The sequence below is a fragment of the Klebsiella sp. K5-204 genome, from assembly GCF_030128585.1.
In the GTDB taxonomy this organism is placed as follows: Bacteria; Pseudomonadota; Gammaproteobacteria; order Enterobacterales; family Enterobacteriaceae; genus Klebsiella; species Klebsiella quasipneumoniae.
The window spans coordinates 1-15,253 of the sequence record NZ_JAKUZS010000017.1 but is presented as its reverse complement, the minus strand read 5'-3'; the positions used below and the strand labels follow the sequence as shown (position 1 = coordinate 15,253).

At 49.3% G+C, this 15,253-nt stretch carries 13 protein-coding genes; 4 read left to right on the top strand and 9 right to left on the bottom strand.

Going from position 1 to position 15,253, the window contains the following annotated elements; translation table 11 throughout:
• Positions 1-11 precede the first annotated feature (11 nt).
• The 7 genes from MKR05_RS25750 to silC all read right to left on the bottom strand — a co-directional run bounded on the left by MKR05_RS25750 (position 12) and on the right by silC (position 9,681).
• Positions 12-209 carry a DUF2933 domain-containing protein gene (locus MKR05_RS25750; protein WP_000843497.1) on the bottom strand — a complete coding sequence of 66 codons (198 nt, stop codon included), beginning with the start codon at positions 207-209 and terminating at the stop codon, positions 12-14.
• 40 nt (positions 210-249) lie between these two features.
• Entirely contained in the window at positions 250-2,697 is a 2,448-nt protein-coding gene (gene silP / locus MKR05_RS25745; RefSeq protein ID WP_004187133.1) for an Ag(+)-translocating P-type ATPase SilP, read from the bottom strand.
• Positions 2,698-2,823: 126 nt separating this feature from the next.
• The gene (locus MKR05_RS25740) at positions 2,824-3,264 is read right to left on the bottom strand and encodes a DUF411 domain-containing protein (protein WP_048292266.1); all 441 of its coding nucleotides are present in this window, start codon (positions 3,262-3,264) and stop codon (positions 2,824-2,826) included.
• An 86-nt stretch (positions 3,265-3,350) separates the two neighbouring features.
• Positions 3,351-6,497: a Cu(+)/Ag(+) efflux RND transporter permease subunit SilA gene (gene silA / locus MKR05_RS25735; RefSeq protein ID WP_004098958.1), complete on the bottom strand. Its 3,147-nt coding sequence runs from the start codon at positions 6,495-6,497 to the stop codon at positions 3,351-3,353.
• 10 nt (positions 6,498-6,507) lie between these two features.
• Positions 6,508-7,800, bottom strand: a complete 1,293-nt coding sequence (silB, locus tag MKR05_RS25730; RefSeq protein ID WP_004098959.1) for a Cu(+)/Ag(+) efflux RND transporter periplasmic adaptor subunit SilB — start codon at positions 7,798-7,800, stop codon at positions 6,508-6,510.
• Between the two features lie 113 nt (positions 7,801-7,913).
• Positions 7,914-8,267 carry a cation efflux system protein CusF gene (gene cusF, locus MKR05_RS25725; RefSeq protein ID WP_001246153.1) on the bottom strand — a complete coding sequence of 118 codons (354 nt, stop codon included), beginning with the start codon at positions 8,265-8,267 and terminating at the stop codon, positions 7,914-7,916.
• Between the two features lie 28 nt (positions 8,268-8,295).
• Positions 8,296-9,681 carry a Cu(+)/Ag(+) efflux RND transporter outer membrane channel SilC gene (silC, locus tag MKR05_RS25720; RefSeq protein WP_000475503.1) on the bottom strand — a complete coding sequence of 462 codons (1,386 nt, stop codon included), beginning with the start codon at positions 9,679-9,681 and terminating at the stop codon, positions 8,296-8,298.
• A gap of 189 nt (positions 9,682-9,870) precedes the next feature.
• On the opposite strand from silC, the gene silR reads away from it, so the two are divergent.
• The 4 genes from silR to MKR05_RS25700 all read left to right on the top strand — a co-directional run bounded on the left by silR (position 9,871) and on the right by MKR05_RS25700 (position 13,195).
• Complete coding sequence (gene silR, locus MKR05_RS25715) at positions 9,871-10,551, top strand: copper/silver response regulator transcription factor SilR (RefSeq protein WP_000697969.1); 681 nt, start codon at positions 9,871-9,873, stop codon at positions 10,549-10,551.
• Positions 10,544-12,019: a copper/silver sensor histidine kinase SilS gene (gene silS / locus MKR05_RS25710; protein ID WP_000555737.1), complete on the top strand. Its 1,476-nt coding sequence runs from the start codon at positions 10,544-10,546 to the stop codon at positions 12,017-12,019. Before silR ends, silS begins: the two co-directional genes overlap by 8 nt.
• A 250-nt stretch (positions 12,020-12,269) precedes the next feature.
• Complete coding sequence (silE, locus tag MKR05_RS25705; RefSeq protein ID WP_000790483.1) at positions 12,270-12,701, top strand: silver-binding protein SilE; 432 nt, start codon at positions 12,270-12,272, stop codon at positions 12,699-12,701.
• Positions 12,702-12,844: 143 nt separating this feature from the next.
• On the top strand, positions 12,845-13,195 hold the full coding sequence (locus MKR05_RS25700) for a DUF305 domain-containing protein (RefSeq protein ID WP_000694953.1): 351 nt from the start codon (positions 12,845-12,847) through the stop codon (positions 13,193-13,195).
• 387 nt (positions 13,196-13,582) lie between these two features.
• On the opposite strand, the gene MKR05_RS25695 is transcribed toward MKR05_RS25700, so the two are convergent.
• Together MKR05_RS25695 and MKR05_RS25690 are read right to left on the bottom strand one after the other, a co-directional pair.
• Positions 13,583-14,491, bottom strand: coding sequence for an HNH endonuclease (locus MKR05_RS25695; protein ID WP_001372261.1), 909 nt, complete (start codon positions 14,489-14,491; stop codon positions 13,583-13,585).
• A 692-nt stretch (positions 14,492-15,183) separates the two neighbouring features.
• A partial coding sequence (locus MKR05_RS25690) for a hypothetical protein (RefSeq protein ID WP_223349232.1) occupies positions 15,184-15,253 on the bottom strand: 70 nt, incomplete at its 5' end.

Genomic DNA, 15,253 nt, shown 5'->3' with positions numbered 1-15,253 from the left:
CGTCTGCCGGATTAATTTTTTTTATCGTTTTCACTTCCTTGATGTTGATGATCTCCATGCCCTCCGTGGCCGTGGAAAAGATGCATTAGCGGGCAGACCAGCAATAACAGATATGGCCAGTAACCTGCCACATGTGACCAGTGTTCGCGCAGGAGGGCAAATGCCGCGATCGCGGCGACAGCAATAAGCGCATAGGTGGTACTTTTCATACTGGACTCCTTCTGTTCGTAACAGCCCCTTCACTCAGTGTTATTTCCCGAGCCTGACACTTTTCAGACGCAACGCATTCACAATGACGCTGACGGAGGAAAGAGCCATGGCCGCCGCCGCAATAACTGGCGACAGCAGTATTCCATACACAGGATAAAGCAGGCCTGCAGCCACAGGCACGCCAAGTGCGTTGTAGATAAATGCAAAAAACAGATTCTGTCGGATATTTTTCATGGTGATTTCTGACAGATGACGGGCCCTGTTCAGTATCATCAAGTCGCCTTTGAGAAGGGTGACTCCGGCACTTTCAATTGCCACATCTGTACCCGTTCCCATGGCTATTCCCACGTCAGCCGCTGCCAGCGCCGGGGCATCATTCACACCGTCTCCGGCCATCGCAACCACATGGCCAGACGCTTTCAGTCGGGTTATCACTGCTTTTTTGCCATCCGGCAGAATCCCGGCTTCAACCTCATCTATTCCCAGTTTCCGTGCGACTGCTTCAGCAGTAAGCTGGTTATCCCCGGTGAGCATAACAATGCGGATCCCCGCCTGACGCAAAGCTTTAAGCGCATCCGGCGTGGTTGCTTTCACGGGATCCGAGATAGCTATCAGGCCTGCAAGGTTCCCGTCTGTGGCCACATAGATAACGGTAGCGCCTTCCATCCGCAACGTATCCGCAACGGCCTTTTGATTATCAATAACGATACTGTTTTCCTGCATAGCCAGTTCATTACCAATAACAACCCGTTGACCTTCGACATCGCCTGAGACACCTTTCCCCGACGGGGCATTGAAATTACTGACGGCAGGTATCACGATCCCCTTTTCATGCGCGGCTCTGACAACAGCCATACCCAACGGATGCTGCGAACCTTTTTCCACTGCAGCTGTTACACGTAAAAGAGATATTTCCCCACCCGGACTGAGACTGATAATCCCTGTCACCGTAGGCGAACCTTCCGTGAGCGTGCCTGTTTTGTCGACAACCAGCGTGTCCACTTTTTCAAGACGCTCAAGGGCTTCGGCATTCTTGATTAACACCCCGGCCTGGGCGCCTTTGCCCACCCCCACCATTATCGACATCGGCGTGGCCAGTCCCAGCGCGCAGGGACAGGCAATAATCAGGACCGACACAGCCGCAATGAGACCGTGCGCCATCCTGGGCTCGGGCCCCCAGACAGACCAGATCAAGAAAGCAACAACCGCGATAAGTATCACCAGAGGAACAAACCAGCCTGAAACGCTGTCTGCCATTCTCTGGATGGGGGCACGCGAACGCTGTGCATCAGCGACCATCTGAACAATTCGTGAGAGCATCGTTTCATCACCGACTTTCTCTGCACGGATGATAAGACTACCTGTCTGATTAATCGTCCCCCCAATGACAGGGTCACCCTTCGTTTTGGTAACCGGCATAGACTCCCCGGTCACCATCGATTCATCAACGGTTGTTTTGCCTTCGATCACGATACCGTCGACCGGAATACTCTCTCCAGGTCTGATGCGGAGCTTATCGCCAGGCAGGACATCTTCCGCATTAATATCCGTTTCATGACCGTCATGATCCAGCCGTCTGGCGGTTTTGGGGGCAAGGTTCAGAAGCGCAGTAATGGCGCCTGAGGTTTGTTCCCGTGCCCGCAGCTCAAGAACCTGTCCCAGCAGAACAAGCACCGTAATAACTGCTGCGGCTTCAAAATAAACGGCCACCAGGCCATCCATGTTTCTGAACGATGCAGGAAACCAGGAGGGGAAGACGGTTGCAATGACGCTGTAAACCCAGGCTACGCCGGTCCCCATTGCAACAAGGGTAAACATATTCAGGGAGCGGTTACGTAACGACATTCCGGCCCGGGCGAAGAATGGCCAGCCACACCACAACACGACAGGGGAGGCCAGAAGCAACTGCAGCCATGTGTTGTACTGTGGCGGTACTGTATTCCTCAAGTCGGGAAACAGATGAGATCCCATTTCGAGTACCAGAACCGGAAACGCCAGCAACAACCCCAGCCAGAAGCGTCTTGTCATGTCGTGAAGTTCATCACTCGGCCCCGTGGATGCCGTAGCTACGAGCGGCTCCAGTGCCATTCCACAGACAGGACAGCTTCCGGGACCACTGCGGCGTATCTCCGGGTGCATCGGACATGTCCACACACCTTCAGAATTCTCTTTTTCCGCCTGGTTGTGAGGCTGTTTTATCTGATCAGGGCTGACTTCGTGATGATCGTGGTGATGGTGATGGGAATGTTCACTGGCATCTTCGGTAAGATAACGATCGGGATGGGCTTTAAATTTACTCTCACAGCTGGCGGAGCAGAAATAAAGTTGGTGGTCCTGGTATCGAATGCTGCTGTGCGCCCTGTCGGGCAGGATGGCCATCCCGCACACGGGATCTCTCACCTTATGCAATACGTGGCCCTCGTCCGGGGATAATGTCTGCTCAGAAGCAGTCTGGTTGTTGTGTTGCACTGCATTGTCATTTTTCACAGTAACTCTCCTTATGCATACCGAAGCATCTTCTGTCTTCAGGGTATGTCATGGATGCGATTACCACGAATATCGCCGGCACAGGAGTGCCTGCTACCGGCGTCCCGTTATCAGCCGTTCCGCTGACTATTCGATTCGCTGGAAGACTTTTTTACTTCCATCCGGTGAGAATGCGATAACATCGTAAGCCTCTTTTCGGGCTCCCATCTCCATTCCAGGACTTCCTGCTGGCATACCGGGGGTGGCGAGACCGTATATAACCGAACCAGACTGCATTGCCTTATGTATCGTTGTCGCAGGCACATGGCCTTCAATGATCAAATTACCGGCAACCGCGGTATGACAACTTCGTAGTCCTGCAGGAATAGCATGCTTTTCTTTCAGGGCTGACAGCGCCTGATCATTCATGACGTGAGTTCGTACTTCAAACCCGTCTTTTTCCATCGCTTTGCCCCACAGGGAACAACAGCCACAGTTTTCAGATTTGTACATATCAATGATTTTTTCACTCGCCATCGCGGGTAGTGAAAGGCCGAGAGCCAGCGCCATTAGAACCACTTTTTTCATACTCACCTCTGTATATTATCGATATAAACCCTGACGTCAGGGTGAATCAGTAAAGAAGGACACCCACAGGGGGTGCCCTTTCAGGTTCAGGACACGCTTTTTTTATGTCTGCGCAGCCAGATTAATTTGTAGGCGGCAGGAATAATGAACAGGGACAGCAGCGGAGCCGTGATCATCCCACCAATCATGGGTGCCGCGATACGGCTCATGACTTCTGAACCTGCACCGGTTCCCCAGAGTATTGGCAGCAGACCCGCAATGATCACCGCCACGGTCATGGCTTTCGGCCGGACACGCAGTACGGCACCATGATAGAGGGCTTCATCAAGGCCTTCCGGTGTGAACGTCTCTTTACGGGACAATTCCGGGTGCGCTTCAATGGCATGACGCAGATACATCAGCATGACCACGCCAAACTCTGCTGCCACCCCGGCCAGGGCGATAAACCCGGTTCCGGTCGCCACTGACATATGGAAGCCCTGCCAGTACAGGAACCATATCCCGCCAACCAGGGCAAACGGCAGGCTCATCAGAATAAGTAAGGCCTCATCAGCCCGGCGGAATGCCAGATATAACAGGATGAAGATGATCATCACCGTCATCGGTACCATCAGTTTTAATTTCTTATTGGCGTGCTCGAGTAATTCAAACTGTCCTGAGAATGCCACACTGGTCCCCGGTCTCAGTTTCACTTTCTCACTGATGGCCGTCTTAATATCGTTCACCACCGACACCATGTCCCTGCCGCGGGCATCAACATAAATCCAGCTGGCTGGCCGGGCATTTTCGGTTTTCAGCATGGTTGGTCCGGAAACGACCTTAATATCGGCAACATCGCCCAGCGTAATTTGCTGCTTCATTGGGGTCAGGATTGGCATCTCTCTCAACGCCTGCGGACTGTTACGGTAATCCTGCGGATAGCGAATGTTAATAGGGTACCGGGCCACGCCTTCAACCGTCTCACCCACCATAGCCCCACCGATTGCTGAAGAGACGAACAGCTGGACGTCGCCCACAGTCATCCCGTACCGGGAAGCTTTCTCCCGGTTGATATCGATATCGATGTAGCGCCCGCCCTCAAGTCGCTCAGCCAGGACAGACACCACGCCAGGCACGGTTTTGGCTACCGCCTCGATACTCTGCGCCGTCGCGTCGATATCGGACAGAACAGTCCCGGACACTTTGATACCTATCGGGCTTTTGATCCCGGTTGAGAGCATATCAATACGGTTACGGATAGGCGGCACCCAGAGGTTTGCCAGACCCGGTAAACGGACTGTCCTGTCGAGTTCATCAATAATCTTGTCAATTGTCATGCCGGGACGCCACTGATCCTCAGGTTTGAGCTGGATCGTGGTTTCCACCATTTCGAGCGGCGCGGAATCCGTTGCGGTCTCTGCTTTACCGGTCTTGCCAAATACAGAAGCCACTTCAGGAACGCTTTTGATTAACTTGTCTGTTGTCTGCAGGAGCGCTGCAGCTTCTGCCGGAGAGACGCCAGGCAAGGTCGACGGCATATACAGCAGATCGCCCTCGTTAATCTTCGGCAGAAATTCACCGCCCACCTGACTCAGTGGCCAGATAACCGTGAAAATGGACAAGGCCGCAACCAGCAGGGTTGTTTTTGGCCAGTGGAGGACCCGCAGCAGCAAAGGATGATACGCTTTGATCAGCACCCGGTTCAGGGGGTTACTTGTCTCGGCAGGAATTTTCCCCCGGATCCAGAATCCCATCAGAATAGGAATGACGATGATGGCCAGTGCGGCCGCTCCCGCCATGGAGTACGTTTTCGTGAATGCCAGCGGGCCAAACAGACGACCTTCCTGCCCTTCCAGGGTAAAGATAGGAATAAAGGACAGGGTGATGATCAGCAGGCTAATGAACAACGCGGGTCCCACTTCCACGGAGGCGTCGGTAATCACCTTCCAGCGGGTGGCGTTGTCAATCTGCTCACCCGGATGCTGATGATCCCACTCCTCAAGCCGTTTGTGCGCATTTTCAATCATCACAATGGCGGCATCCACCATCGCACCGACGGCAATCGCTATCCCTCCCAGCGACATGATATTGGCGTTCAGTCCCTGGAAGTGCATGACGATAAAGGCGATACACAGGCCAAGTGGCAGAGAAATAATCGCCACCAGGGCAGAACGGACATGCCAGAGGAACAGTGCGCAAACGACAGCAACAACGATAAACTCTTCAAGAAGCTTGTAACTGAGGTTATCAATCGCCCGGTCGATTAACTGGCTGCGATCGTAGGTGGTCACGATTTCAACGCCTTCCGGCAGGCTGGCCTTCAGCGTCTCCAGTTTATCCCTCACTGCCGTGATAACGTCGCGCGCATTTTTACCCGACCGCAGGATCACCACGCCGCCAGCGACTTCTCCCTGGCCGTTCAGCTCGGCAATACCACGCCTCATTTCGGGCCCGGTCTGCACGCGGGCAACATCCCGCAGATAAACCGGCACGCCGTTCTCACCTGTTTTCAGGACGATGTTATTAAAATCATCAATGCTCTGAAGATAACCGCTGGCACGGACCATATACTCCGCTTCGGCCATTTCAACGGATGAGCCACCGGCCTCCTGGTTAGACGATTCAAGTGCCTGTTTCACTTCGGGCAGGCTGATACCGTACTGGGACAGTTTTACCGGATTGACCTGAATCTGGTACTGTTTCACCACGCCGCCAACCGAAGCGACCTCAGCCACGTTCGGGATGGTTTTCAGCTCAAATTTCAGGAACCAGTCCTGCAGAGAGCGCAGTTCTGAAAGGTCGTGTTTTCCGTTGCGATCGACAAGGGCATATTCAAAAATCCAGCCCACACCCGTGGCATCAGGACCGATTTCAGAGCTCACACCGGCAGGCAGTTTTCCCTGAACCTGATTCAGATATTCCAGCACGCGGGAACGGGCCCAGTACAGATCGGTGCCGTCTTCAAAAATGACATACACATACGAATCCCCGAACTGTGAAAAACCACGCACGGTTTTTGCGCCAGGTACGGACAGCATGGTGGTGGTAAGTGGATAGGTGACCTGGTTTTCTACAATCTGCGGGGCCTGGCCGGGATAGCTGGTTTTGATAATGACCTGCACATCTGACAGGTCAGGCAAGGCATCGACCGGCGTGTTAATAATCGTCCATGTACCCCAGATGCTGAGAAACAGTGCGCCCATCATGACCAGGAAACGGTTGGCGACAGAGCGCCGGATAATCCATTCAATCATCGTCGTCTCCTCAGTGCCCTGAATGCATATTTACAGGCTGGTCAGACATTGCTGGCATACTGCTTTCTGTTTTTTCAGGGTGGCGCATACGTTCCAGCGCGCCCGTAATATTGGCTTCGGAGTCAATGAGGAACAGGCCACTGACCACCACGGTATCGCCTTCATTCAGGCCGGAACCGATGCCGGACTGTTGCTGTGATTCATGCAGAACGTGGATCTGTTTCGGCACAAACTTGCCTTCATCATCAACAGTAATCACGCGCTGTTCTTTGCCGGTATCGATAACGGCCTGGCTTGGTATCAGCAGCATCTCCTGGCTCTTGGTATTCAGTTTCAGATAGGCATTCATGCCCGGCTTGAGAAACTCATCCTTATTAGAAACCTGGAGACGGACCTGAAGCGTACGGGTTGTCTGATCCACGCTGGGAAGAATGTTCCATTTTTCGACATGGAATGTTTTATCCGGATAAGCCGGTACCGAAATTTCAAACTGCGACGTATCTTTCAGCAGATATGCGATAGATTCTGGCACTGCAGCGCTGATCCAGACCGGGTCCATCCCCTGAATCTGAGCCACTACTTTATCTTTCGAAATATTCATTCCGGTGCGCAGGTCAAACGCAGTAATGACACCATCAATAGGTGCTTTAATGGTAAAACGGGTCTGGATTGTGCGGGTTGAACGCAGCCTTTGAATATCCTCTTCCGGCATACCAGCCAGACGAAGTCGCTCCAGAACCCCTTTTATCTGGGTTGACGTACCGCCTGTACCGGATAACAGCAGGAACTCACTTTGTGCCTCAACCCATTCAGGAATGGTGATATCGATAAGCGGAGTGCCTTTCTTCACATGATCGCCAATCGTCAGGGGATACACTTTTTCGACGAAACCGTCAGAGCGCGCCTGCACAATGACAAACTGATACTCGTTGTAACTGACATTAGCCGGGATTGTCTGAGAATAATTCAGCATTCCTCGCGTGACTTTTTGCGTTTTTAATCCCAGATTCTGAACCTGCGTTGGATCGATACGGATCCCGCCACTGCTTTTATCGCCGCTTTCATCAGCATATTTTGGCACCAGGTCCATATCCATAAAGGGAGATTTTCCGGGTTTATCAAATTTGGTATCCGGTTTCATCGGGTCATACCAGAAAAGTACCTTTCGCTCCGGTGCCTTTTGTTCGGTTTGTACTGTTTTTTGTGATGAGTTTACATACTGCCAGGCAGTAACCGATATCAGCCCCCCTGCTATGAGGCTGCTGATAATTATTGCAGCATATTTTATCTTTAAAGAAGCCATACAATTTCTCGCTGAAAAATCAAAACACCTGGCATATGCGCCCGATCATTCATTCACAGTAATCCCTTAATGAATGTTCAGGCGCACTGGATGTATTCGCTCCGGACTGATAATCAGGATTGCGTAACGTTAATGCTTTTGAGTAAGGAGATATTGCCCTGCTGAATAAACGAGAAATCGACATGGTTGCCGGTTTTCAGGGCATTGATAGCGTCGTCTGCATTAACAAAAGTGAAGCGCATGGTCATTGCAGGCCAGCCCACCGCAGGGATTGCTTCGTGCGAAATGGTAATCTTTTTACTATTCATATCAATGTCTTTAACGACACCGGTGCCCTTGATAACCTGCTGTACCGAAGCATCACTGGCAGCATTCATATCGCCATGCTGATGTGTTTCAGCATGAAGACCGGCAGAAAACATGACAGAGAAGGCACCAAATAAAACGGCTTTAAGTGAATTACGCATTTTTAATTTCCTGATTAATTAAATAAATTTACTCTACCCAACCGCCACCCAGCGCGGTAAACAGATTAATTTCGTTAACCTGTCGGGAATAGGTAAGATCGAGAATGGTTTGCTGCGTAGCGAAGAGGGAACGTTCTGCATCCAGCACTTCGATGTAACTGACAGCACCACTTGCATATAATCCTCTGGCACGCTGGAGAGTTATCTGAAGTGAATCAAGATAACGCTGCTGTGACTCAAGTTGCTGGCTAAGGCTGTCGCGCAGCGCAAGCGTGTCGGAAACATCCTTAAAGGCTGACTGAATTTTTTGTTCGTAATTAACCACCGATTGTTGCTGGCGAATTTCAGCCAGCTTCAGATTGGCTTTATTCCTGCCAGCATTAAAAATAGGAATTTCAATTTTAGGGATAAAATTCCACATTCCACTTCCTGACGTAAACAGGCTTGACAGCTCCGTACTGCTTGCGGAAAGACCACTGGTCAGGGTAATGGAGGGGAAAAAGGCCGCTCGCGCTGCGCCAATATTGGCATCAGCCGCTTTCAGCTGATATTCCGCTTCCATAATATCCGGTCGCTGCAGCAAAATTTGTGAAGATAGATTTGGTGGCAATTTTACTGGTGCGATCTCCCCGCCTTTCATCCCTTTTTCTGACGGAAGTGCGCGGTACGTTCCCAGCACCAGTTGCAGGGCATTGTTTGCCTGAGCCAGATCGCCTTCTCGTTTGGCTATTTCGGCGCGGGTACTTTCGATTTGTCCTCTCGCCTGTTCAAGTGCCAGAACGTTCGTACTCCCGGTCACGAGCTGTTGCTCAACGAAAGCATAGGACTGTTCATAATTTTTCAGCGTTTCCCGCGCAATACGGAGTTGTTCGTACGCCAGTTGCTGGCTGAAATAGCTCTGTGAAACGTTGGAGACCAGCAGGATGTGTACGGCCCGACGGGCTTCTTCGCTGGCAAAGTAGTTCTGGCGGTCAGCATCACTCATGTTCTTAAGTTTGCCGAAAAAATCGAGCTCATAGCTGAGCTCCAGTCTCGCGTCGTACTCCTGTGTGGTCGGCTTGTCACCTTTCAGACCACCGCTGTATGTTATCCCGGATGAGGCATTCAGCTGGGGATAACGATCTGCATCCGTGACGTTGAACTGGGCTCGGGCCTCTTCAACCTTCAGGGCAGCCATTCTCAAATCACGGTTATTAGTCAGAGCTTCACCGATCAACCGGGTAACCTGGGGATCGACAAAAAAGTTACGCCAGCCCGTATCCTGATAGCCATTTACCGCTGGCGTCAGGCTGTTATGGGACAGTGAAAACTGCTGGGGTACCGGTGCTGCGGGCCGCTGATATTCAGGCGCAAGCGACACGCAGCCTGCCAGGATGAATATCGTGCTAATGCTGAGTAATTTTAATTTGAACATAACGCTTCTCGTCCAGGCAGACCTGGTAAATGGTTCAAATGAAGTCCAGAGTATTGATAGGGGTACTTTACCTAACGCTCTCTGTTTGCCGGGTGACAGGATAATGACAATGTTGTCATTTTTGCTGTAATCCGTTGATAACGATCGTGGGCGCAATAGAATGACATTAGCAGCCAGCCGGGGAGCAAGATGAAAATATTGATCGTCGAAGACGAAATTAAAACAGGTGAATATCTCAGCAAAGGGCTTACAGAGGCAGGGTTCGTAGTGGATCACGCTGATAATGGTCTTACCGGATATCATCTCGCCATGACAGCCGAGTATGATTTAGTCATTCTGGATATCATGCTACCTGATGTGAACGGCTGGGATATCATCCGCATGCTGCGCACTGCCGGAAAGGGTATGCCGGTCTTACTGCTGACAGCCCTCGGCACGATCGAACATAGGGTCAAAGGACTGGAACTGGGTGCGGACGATTATCTGGTTAAACCCTTTGCGTTTGCCGAACTGCTCGCCCGGGTGAGAACCCTTCTGAGGCGGGGAAACACGATGATCACGGAAAGCCAGTTTAAGGTGGCTGACCTCTCGATTGATCTCGTATCCAGAAAAGTCAGTCGCGCCGGAAACCGCATTGTGCTCACCAGTAAAGAGTTCAGCCTGCTGGAATTCTTCATTCGCCATCAGGGAGAGGTTCTTCCCCGCTCCCTGATTGCCTCTCAGGTCTGGGACATGAATTTTGACAGCGACACTAATGCGATCGATGTCGCAGTAAAGCGACTCCGCGCTAAAATAGACAACGATTACGGGACAAAGCTGATCCAGACAGTCCGGGGCGTGGGCTACATGCTGGAGGTCCCGGATGCATAGCAAACCTTCCAGACGCCCTTTCTCACTCGCTCTGCGGCTGACCTTTTTTATCAGCCTGTCCACGATACTGGCTTTTATCGCCTTCACCTGGTTTATGCTGCATTCTGTTGAAAATCATTTTGCCGAGCAGGATGTCAGCGATCTTCAACAAATCAGCACCACACTGAACCGTATACTGCAGTCCCCGGTGGATCCGGATGATAAAAAAATAAGCAAAATAAAGGAATCAATTGCCAGCTACCGCAACGTTGCCCTTTTGCTCCTCAATCCCAGGGGTGAAGTGCTCTTTAGCTCAGCTCAGGGGGCGGCACTACGCCCGGCAGTGAATTCAGCAGATTTTAGCGAGCACAGCCGCGCACGGGATGTCTTTCTCTGGACGGTGGAGGATCCTGCGGGACCGATGGATACCGGGTCCGAAATGAAGATGGAAACATACAGGATTATCGCCTCCTCTGGTCAGGCGATATTTCAGGGCAAACAGCAGAACTATGTCATGCTGACTGGCCTATCCATTAATTTCCATCTCCATTACCTCGATGCGCTGAAAAAGAACCTGATTGCGATTGCCGTCGTGATAAGCCTGTTGATTGTTCTGATCATTCGAATCGCTGTCCGTCAGGGGCACCTGCCCCTTCGTAATGTCAGCAATGCCATTAAAAACATCACCTCCGAGAATCTTGATGCGCGACTGGAACCGACACGCGTTCCCATTGAGCTGGAGCAACTGGTTATCTCGTTCAATCATATGATTGGAAAAATTGAGGATGTCTTTACCCGCCAGGCCAATTTCTCTGCCGATATCGCGCATGAGATCAGAACGCCCATCACCAATCTGGTGACGCAGACTGAAATCGCACTGAGTCAGGATCGAACACAGAGGGAACTTGAGGATGTCCTCTATTCCAGTCTTGAAGAGTATAACCGGATGACCAAAATGGTCAGCGATATGCTGTTCCTGGCACAGGCAGATAATAATCAGCTGATACCTGACAGGGTCATGTTTGACCTCAGAGCGGAAGTCATGAAAGTCTTCGAGTTTTTCGAAGCCTGGGCCGAAGAACGCAATATCACGCTCAAATTTAACGGGATGCCCTGCCTGGTTGAGGGAGATCCACAAATGTTCAGAAGGGCGATCAATAATCTGTTATCCAATGCCCTGCGTTATACCCCGGAGGGACAGGCAATCACCGTCTCAATAAGAGAGCAGGAGAGCTTTTTTGACCTTGTGATTGAAAATCCGGGGAAACCGATCCCTGAAGAACATTTATCAAGGCTGTTTGACCGTTTTTATCGGGTGGATCCATCCAGACAACGAAAAGGAGAAGGCAGCGGCATCGGCCTTGCGATTGTGAAGTCAATCGTGGAAGCACATCACGGAAGAGTGCAGGTGGAATCAGACGTACGCTCCACGCGTTTTATCTTATCCGTGCCCAGACTGGAGAAAATGATCCCGGAAACCCAATGCTGAAAATAAAGATGTAAATGACAAAGATGTCATTAGCCTGTCATGCAGCAAACAGAAGCCATTCAATATAATTAGTGCAACTTATCAGGAAGGCTGGATTGCTTCATCAATACCCGGCGTCAGAGTACGCCAGGAAATGAATATCCAGCCCTCTTCCGGAGAAATAAACGCTGCCGAACTTGTTTCAGTTATGGAACTGAAAACACCGGTTGTACTTCCCCGGACATCACTAATTCAGAAATGGAGAGTTATCATGAAAAATATCGTATTAGCATCTTTGCTGGGCTTTGGTTTAATTTCATCGGCCTGGGCCACTGAAACCGTGAATATCCATGATCGCGTCAACAATGCACAGGCTCCTGCTCACCAGATGCAGTCTGCTGCGGCTCCTGTCGGGATCCAGGGGACTGCTCCTCGTATGACCGGTATGGACCAGCATGAACAGGCCATTATTGCTCATGAGACCATGACGAACGGCTCGGCGGATGCGCACCAGAAAATGGTGGAAAGTCATCAGAAGATGATGGGAAATAACACGGTATCCACGACCGTCCCGTCAACGTCTTACGCGGCGATGAATGAGCATGAAAGAGCAGCGGTTGCCCATGAATTCATGAATAACGGGCAATCCGGCCCACATCAGGCCATGGCCGAAGCGCACCGCCGCATGATCAATGCAGGCTGAATGCGACGGTAGTATCCGTGCTGTTACCTTTTCCCTGATAGATTTTCCTGAAACAACGTTGCTACATTTTTGCCCCCCGTCAGGGGGCTTTTTTGTCTGACTCAGCTACACTTAACCGGTACCTGTCTGAAAGGAATTATTATATGAAAATCAAAAACACCCTTTTTGTAATATTAATGTTATCCCTGCCAGCCATTTCTGCTGAACATTCGGAAATGAAAATGTCAGATATGCACTCATCGGCATCATCACAGGAATATATGGCTGGCATGAAAAATATGCATGAAAAAATGATGGCCGCCGTTAATGAATCCAATCCCGATAAGGCCTTTGCAAAAGGTATGATCGCACACCATGAAGGGGCAATCGCAATGGCTGAGACCGAGCTCAAATACGGAAAAGATCCCGAAATGAGAAAGCTTGCGCAGGACATCATTAAAGCTCAAAAAGGTGAAATTGAGCAGATGAATAAATGGCTTGACAGTCATAAATAATGAACATTGGAGTGTTGTCTTGCGCACCCTCTTAGGGTACCCCCGGACACGAAAATATATAGCACTTAACTAATTAAAAACCCGAACAATTTCGGGTTTTTAATGTAACTTTCTTTTCTGAACGGAAATAATAGTCATACAATTTAATTTTCTTGTAATTACCCCTACTTTTAATCAGGTACTGGACGATGGATAACGACTCCCGCCTGAGAGGGAAAATCCGTCTGGTTACCTGGCGCTATACTTAACCGATTGATCGACATGCCATGCTGGTAAAATATTAAAACCCTCCCCCATAAATCTGAACCACATGACAGGATTGATAGTCAGGCAGTATTTCACATTCATTGCTAAAAAAATAAAAATAAGCATGCATCTTCTCGAAGATTAATTACCTTCCATCTTGTAAAAAAGAATCAAATCCTCTAATAATATCTCGATTCCCGCTTTTTTTAATACATCTTTCCGCTCGGCATATATTTTCCTCAACATATCTTCAAACCCCTTGCCAAGATGAATTTGTTTATGGCAGTTGCAACATAGTGATATGATATTCTCTTCCACATCCAGTGAATTCTCAAAATAGTCTTGCTTTGACATCGGGACAATGTGATGAGGTTCTGTGTAATTTAGAGGAGAGTTTCGCCTTCTGAACGTTGGATGGTCGCAATTAATTTCACATTTATAATCAGCTTTGTTAAGCGCATTTTTTGAAACAGATTTACTTCTTGGGTATGAGAGTCCATTTTTGACTTCTATTGCAGCTTTCTTAGGTTTCGCTTTTTCGCTATACTCAAATGTCTGAGTAACGTCAAAGTGATTACTTTCTTCTAGAGCAGTGATCAAATCATTATCTGAGTAAAAATCAATGCTTGAGCTTTCGTTCGTACTAAAAAAATCTAGTTCTTTTATTGCCTGAACAAGTTCTTCACGAATAGTCCATAAATTTCGCTTTGGGTTTCCTTTAATTTCTCTACTTTTCATGACTGTAATGAATTTTGTCCCGGAAGCAATCTTTCCGACTCCTTTAACCTCGAATCGGCCAAGCTGCTTCTGAACTCTTCCACCCAACCCATTGATTACACCATTAGCACTCATACTGTGCAGGTCGTACTTCTTGCCGATATCGAAACATGTACAGGAATGGTCTGGCTCAATGAACCATTTTTTTAACGCTGCAATACTTTTGTCATCAAAAACTTTTTTATCCCTTAATAAAATCTTCCATTCTTCAACGCTAATATCTATATCACAGACGTATTCACCATCAATTACTTCACATATTTTTTCAATCATGTCCATAACTCTCTTGTAACACAGGATTTGTAATAATGTAAAATCCGTTACACGGCGTTGTATGTAAAGTCATTGTCTCTTGGACTCCTACAGTCCAAAACAACTTTGTGTTTTGTTGTCCAAAAACTTTTTGTTGCCGTGAGTTCTCACTGAGATAAATCTCGCCTTGAGCGTATCACATCAGCAGACTTCCTCTCAACCTTATGGACTTAACCCGGTCATTCTTCACGACAAAGAAAGTACGGCATTTTACATGACGAAGAGACGGTCTCAGCTTCACATGACCGGATAACGTTTTTAATGTACTTCATTATTACGGCACGGGTGCTCAACGAGTATTTTTAAATATTAATCATTTTGTTTAACGGGTGGATACCTACAAATTTTAACATTTACTAATCAAGATAGCAGTTATACGTACTTTCCCGGCAAAAATCCTGAGGTTTACAGATTCCCTCACCGTAACAGACCCGGTCATTCCCCTGGTCCTCCGGAGAGTCTGGTACGAGTGATAAACGTGAATTCCTGTACCTGAAGTTCAGCCGCTGGCAGATAAGTCGTGAACTATAATTACACTCAGTCAGATCCAAACACCTTTTCATCTGCATATATACTTTGTACATACCAGGAGATTACGGCTTTGTTGAATAAATCAGATTTCGGGTAAGTCTCCCCCGTAGCGGGTTGTGTTTTCAGGCAATACGCACGCTTTCAGGCATACCTGCTTTCGTCATTTTGTTCAGCGCTCGTACCAGGGCCATA

Bases quoted from the DNA above. Each gene is read 5' to 3' on its own strand.
- MKR05_RS25750 (WP_000843497.1), bottom strand. From the start codon at position 209: ATGAAAAGTACCACCTATGCGCTTATTGCTGTCGCCGCGATCGCGGCA.
- MKR05_RS25740 (WP_048292266.1), bottom strand. From the start codon at position 3,264: ATGAAAAAAGTGGTTCTAATGGCGCTGGCTCTCGGCCTTTCACTACCC.
- silA (WP_004098958.1), bottom strand. From the start codon at position 6,497: ATGATTGAATGGATTATCCGGCGCTCTGTCGCCAACCGTTTCCTGGTC.
- silB (WP_004098959.1), bottom strand. From the start codon at position 7,800: ATGGCTTCTTTAAAGATAAAATATGCTGCAATAATTATCAGCAGCCTC.
- cusF (WP_001246153.1), bottom strand. From the start codon at position 8,267: ATGCGTAATTCACTTAAAGCCGTTTTATTTGGTGCCTTCTCTGTCATG.
- silC (WP_000475503.1), bottom strand. From the start codon at position 9,681: ATGTTCAAATTAAAATTACTCAGCATTAGCACGATATTCATCCTGGCA.
- silR (WP_000697969.1), top strand. From the start codon at position 9,871: ATGAAAATATTGATCGTCGAAGACGAAATTAAAACAGGTGAATATCTC.
- silS (WP_000555737.1), top strand. From the start codon at position 10,544: ATGCATAGCAAACCTTCCAGACGCCCTTTCTCACTCGCTCTGCGGCTG.
- silE (WP_000790483.1), top strand. From the start codon at position 12,270: ATGAAAAATATCGTATTAGCATCTTTGCTGGGCTTTGGTTTAATTTCA.
- MKR05_RS25700 (WP_000694953.1), top strand. From the start codon at position 12,845: ATGAAAATCAAAAACACCCTTTTTGTAATATTAATGTTATCCCTGCCA.
- MKR05_RS25695 (WP_001372261.1), bottom strand. From the start codon at position 14,491: ATGATTGAAAAAATATGTGAAGTAATTGATGGTGAATACGTCTGTGAT.